The 4,501-nt window shown below is 58.3% G+C and carries 6 protein-coding genes; 4 read left to right on the top strand and 2 right to left on the bottom strand.

Annotation, left to right across the window (positions count from 1 at the left end; genetic code table 11):
* A partial coding sequence (locus QM600_RS28985; RefSeq protein WP_502943133.1) for an enoyl-CoA hydratase-related protein occupies window positions 1–318 on the bottom strand: 318 nt, incomplete at its 3' end.
* 55 nt (window positions 319–373) lie between these two features.
* Here QM600_RS28985 and QM600_RS28980 point away from each other — a divergent pair.
* Window positions 374–979, top strand: a complete 606-nt coding sequence (locus QM600_RS28980; RefSeq protein ID WP_283265189.1) for a TetR/AcrR family transcriptional regulator — start codon at window positions 374–376, stop codon at window positions 977–979.
* On the opposite strand, the gene QM600_RS28975 is transcribed toward QM600_RS28980, so the two are convergent.
* Window positions 963–1,637, bottom strand: coding sequence for a TetR/AcrR family transcriptional regulator (locus QM600_RS28975; RefSeq protein ID WP_283265187.1), 675 nt, complete (start codon window positions 1,635–1,637; stop codon window positions 963–965). The two genes, QM600_RS28980 and QM600_RS28975, sit on opposite strands and share 17 nt — an antisense overlap.
* 235 nt (window positions 1,638–1,872) lie before the next feature.
* Here QM600_RS28975 and QM600_RS28970 point away from each other — a divergent pair, with 235 nt between their 5' ends.
* The 3 genes from QM600_RS28970 to QM600_RS28960 all read left to right on the top strand — a co-directional run.
* Window positions 1,873–2,676 carry an SDR family NAD(P)-dependent oxidoreductase gene (locus QM600_RS28970; protein WP_283265186.1) on the top strand — a complete coding sequence of 268 codons (804 nt, stop codon included), beginning with the start codon at window positions 1,873–1,875 and terminating at the stop codon, window positions 2,674–2,676.
* Between the two features lie 51 nt (window positions 2,677–2,727).
* On the top strand, window positions 2,728–3,849 hold the full coding sequence (locus QM600_RS28965; RefSeq protein WP_283265184.1) for a DUF5938 domain-containing protein: 1,122 nt from the start codon (window positions 2,728–2,730) through the stop codon (window positions 3,847–3,849).
* A 39-nt stretch (window positions 3,850–3,888) separates the two neighbouring features.
* Window positions 3,889–4,501 (top strand): AMP-binding protein (locus QM600_RS28960; protein WP_283265182.1); only part of this gene is annotated, 613 nt, incomplete at its 3' end.

Raw genomic sequence — 4,501 nt, 5'->3', positions numbered from 1 at the left:
ACCGAGCGCGTACCCCTCGACAGCAGCGATCAGGGGCTTGTTGCGTTGCCGGCGGATGATGCCGTACTCGCCGCCGCGGGGCATGCGGAGGTCGGCGCGTTCACGGATATCGGTGCCGGCGCAAAATACAGTCGGTGTGCCGGTGATGATGCCGACCCACAGTTCGGGATCATCCTCGAGGAGATCAAGTGCGGTCTCGATGCCTTCGGCGGTTTCGCGGTTGATCGCATTGCGTCGTTCTTCGCGTTCGATCCGGACGATGAGAACGCGACCCTGGCGTCCGGAGGTGACAGTCGACATAATTGGACTGTAGTCCATCTATTGCCATCAGTAGGCTGAGGACTCGGTCTGAGAACGGGGAGGGCGTGTCGACATGATTTCCAAACGTGAACAGAACAAGCGGGATACCAACGAAAGACTGCTGTCGGCCGCCCGTACGCTCTTCTCCGCAAAGGGATTTGCGAGTACCACCATCGACGACATCGTCGTGCGTGCAGAGGTCTCGCGGGCAACATTCTTCAACTATTTTCAAGGAAAAGACGCCGTGCTCGAAGCGCTGCACAGTGATCATTTGGATCAGTTTGCAGCGCTGGTGGATCGACTGATGGAGACCCCGATGTCTACCGTCGATCGGATTGTCGCGATCTTCGAGGATTTTGCCGTGCAGGCGGTCAAGCATCCGCGCTACCTGCGAATGGTGACAACGGAATTGGAACGAGATTTTGCCGCATCCGGTGCGGGAGCATCCCATGACAAGCGGTTCCACGTGGAACTGCTGCGCATCGTGACCGTGGGACTCGAGGCCGGTGAAGTTCGAACCGACTATCCACCATTGTTTCTGGCGCAGATGATCGGCGGCGTCTACGGCACGCTGGTGCGATTCTGGCGTCAGGACGCTGACTATGACGTTGTAGTCGAATTCGGCCGCGGTGCACAGTTTGTCGCCGAAAGCATCTCGGCCACTAAGGGTTCGGCGTAGGCACTGCCAGTAGTAGGATTGCTTGGACGCTCTCGGAAAGGTATGTCGACGCGTTCTCGTCGCCGGAAAGGTGGCGAAGCAAACTCTGCTGGAACAGGCCGTCGAAAATTCCGTACATTGCCGACGAAGCAATTGCAGGTTCGGTCCCCAGTAGTTCCGCGTAGCGAATCACGATGCGCCAGATCATGTTTTCGAGACTGGTGTCGATTGCGGCGACATCTGCCCGGAAAGATTCCTCGAACAGGGATTGCGCGCGCAGGTCGTACCAGAGTCGATGCATGGTCGGTTCGTCGATCATCGTCTCCGCGAGCAAGGTGCCGAAACCGGACCTCAGTTGGGCGGGAGTTTGCGCCGTGGTGACGATGCCGTCGTAGCGGGTGACGCAGCGCGCCTTGTAATGGCGTACGCAGTGCGTGATCAGGTCGACCTTGTCGCTGAAATAATAGTGCAGGACGCCATGTGAAAACTCGGAATTCTGTGCGATTTCGCGCAGGCTGGTGCGTGCGTAACCGAGTTCGGCAAGGGTTTGCAGCGCGGCCTCGGCCAACTGATCGCGTCGTTCCGAGAACTTGTCTACCTGCCGGCGCGAGACTTTGTCGGCATTGCTCGGGGGATTATTTTTAGTTGTCCCGCTTGCATTTTCGACGGTGGTGGTCACGGCGGTACGTCCTGTTCCTGCGGATTTTTGTATCAGTCTGGTTGCGTGCTCGCCTCGAGTCTAGCCCTTGACCTTTGACACGTGTGTAACAAAATCTTGACAGTCGTCAAGATTTTTCTTGACACTCGTCCAAAGTTGAATACTCTGTGACTCACGCCACTTGGCAGTGCTGACGTGAACGGTTGCTGCGGACGGTGGTTTCGCGAGTTCGTTGAATTCATGGAGGCGGTCGAAGATGAGCGTGTTTGATCTCGAAGGACGTAAAGCGCTGGTCACTGGCGGCGCCAAGGGCCTCGGTGCGGGCATGGCAGAGGCATTGGCCAGAGCGGGAGCGTCGGTGATGATCGGCGACGTTCTCGAAGACGTAGGGCGAGCAACTGCCGAGGCGGTCGGTATCCTCGGCGCCAAGACAGGATTTGTGAAGCTCGATGTCACCGACGATGCCAATTGGGCGGAAGCAGTGGCAGCCACGACGGAAACCCTCGGCGGATTCGACATTCTGGTCAACAACGCAGGCATCGAAATTTCGTCGCTGGTGGTGGACCTGGATCCGGCCGATATCCGCCGTATGTGCGAAGTGAATGTTCTGGGAACGGCGCTCGGCACCAAGCATGGATTGCGCAGCATGCGTCCGGGCGGGATCGCCGGAAGCGGTGGATCGATTATCAACGTCTCGTCGGTGGCAGCCACCATCCCGTTTCCCGGAATCAGTGGGTACTCCGCAACAAAGTCCGCAGTGGACCGTTTCACCCGGGTTGCGGCCGCAGAATCCGGAAAACTCGGGTACGGCGTCCGAGTGAACTGCATTTATCCCGGACTCGTCGCGACGGAGATGGGTCTCGGTCTCGCCTCCGACATGGCGAAGCTCGGCCTCTGGCCCAGCGCTGAAGCTGCGGTGGGCGACGTTATCGGACTCACCCCACTCGGGCGTCTCGGTGAAGTGAACGACATGGCCGACGCAGTGGTGTTCTTGGCCTCGGACGCAGCACGTTTCATTACCGGGATCGGTCTTCCTGTCGACGGCGGCATGGGAATGTAACTCGCACAGTATTTTTCGGTTCGGCACTCAACTTCGAAAGGTTCCACGAACATGTCCGACAAGAAGCCAGTCATCGTCTATGGCGTTTCCGGATACACCGGACGTCTGGTGTGTGAATACCTGCGTGAGTTCAACATTCCGTTCATCGCGGCCGGCCGTGACGCGGCGCGAATCCAGGAAGTGCTCGACAAGATTCCCGGACTCGACACAGTTGACCATGAGGTTGTCGAGGTCGAGCACACAGTCGAGGCGCTCACCGAGTTGTTTACCGGTGCAAAGGTTGTCAGCAACATGGTCGGCCCGTTTATCAAGTTCGGCGCCGTTGCTGTCGAAGCTGCTCTCAATGCCGGTTGCCACTACATGGACACCACCGGCGAGCAGGACTGGGTGCTCGACGTCCAGGAGAAGTTCAGTGACAAATTCCAGGAGAAGGGCTTGCTGCTCTCGCCGGGGATAGCGCAGATGTACACCACCGGTGAGATTGCCGCCAACATCGCGTTGGAGAATCCGGGGCTCGATACTCTCGATATTCTGGTGCTGTGGAAGGGTTTTCCCACCTACGCGTCCACGCAGACAATCTTCACGATCCTCAAGGCCAATTGGTACTACCTCGAGCAGAACAAGTACGTGCAGTGGGCGCCAGGTCAGACGTTCGACGTCGTAGTGCCCGGTCAGCATGAAACGGCGCTCGCGCTGCCGTGGGGCGGCACCAGTCACCCCGTGTGGTTCAAGAACGATCCTCGAGTCTCCAACGTCAAGGCGGCGGGCGGAGTATTCGATCGCGCGGTGATGGAAGGTGTTGTCGCGACTCAGAAGATGGTGGAAGAACAGATCAAGACTCTCCCTGCCGATCAGCAGGAGGCCGCGCTGGCGGAAATTGCCGGTTCGGTGCAGGCAGGTATGCCGCCGCGTGAAAACCCTCGTATCAACACATCTTTGGACTCGGTCTATGCGTCCGGTCCGCTCGGTCGTGCGCACGTCGTGATCCATGGGAACTGTAACTACAAGCAGACCGGGTTGTTGCAGGCATATGCGGCGCACTCGCTGTTGCAGCAGGCACCCAAGCGCACCGGGTTGGCGTCGGCATGTCAGGCGTTCGGGCACCGTGAATTGTTGGGTGCACTACGTAGTTTCGGTTTGGCGCTCGAACCGGAAGTGACGATCAATACCTAGACAGTTTCTATTTCGTTCACGACCCGAGGGGCTCCCGTTATGCGCTTGACCGATTATCTCGACAAGGGAGCCTCTCTGGGTTCCGCCGCTCCCTGTTTGACGATGGGGGAGCGCACGCTCTCCTACGGTGACGTTCAGCAGTTCAGCCTTCGTTTCGCTTCTTCGCTCGCGGCCTCCGGAATTGGGCCCGGGGACAAGGTTGCAATCCTGTCCGGAAACGATTCGATCTCCTTCTCCTGCGTTTTCGGTATCAGTCGGGCAGGCGCAGTATGGTGTCCGATTAATCCACGCAACGAAGCTGCGGAGAACCGGGATTTGTTGGATCTCTTCGATACTCGTGCGCTGTTCTTCCAGAAGTCGTATGCGTCGTTGGTGGGACAGATCAAGGATGCGCTGCCGAAGTTGATCACGCTTGTCTGCATTGACGGTGACACCGATTTTGCCCAGTCTCTCGAAAGCTGGATGGGAGTCGACGAACTCGATGTCGATCCGCCTGATGACGTGACGATGCTCGTCGGGACCGGCGGTACAACTGGTCGACCCAAAGGTGTCATGCTGACCGGGCACAACATCGAGACGATGACAGCGATCACGCTCATGAGTTATCCGTTCGAGGGGCGCCCGGTGTATCTGGCGCTGGCACCGTTGACTC

Source organism: Rhodococcus sp. IEGM 1379 (assembly GCF_030056815.1).
Classification (GTDB): Bacteria; Actinomycetota; Actinomycetes; order Mycobacteriales; family Mycobacteriaceae; genus Rhodococcus_F.
Note: the sequence above shows the minus strand (reverse complement) of the source record. Positions and strands in the feature narration are given on the sequence as shown.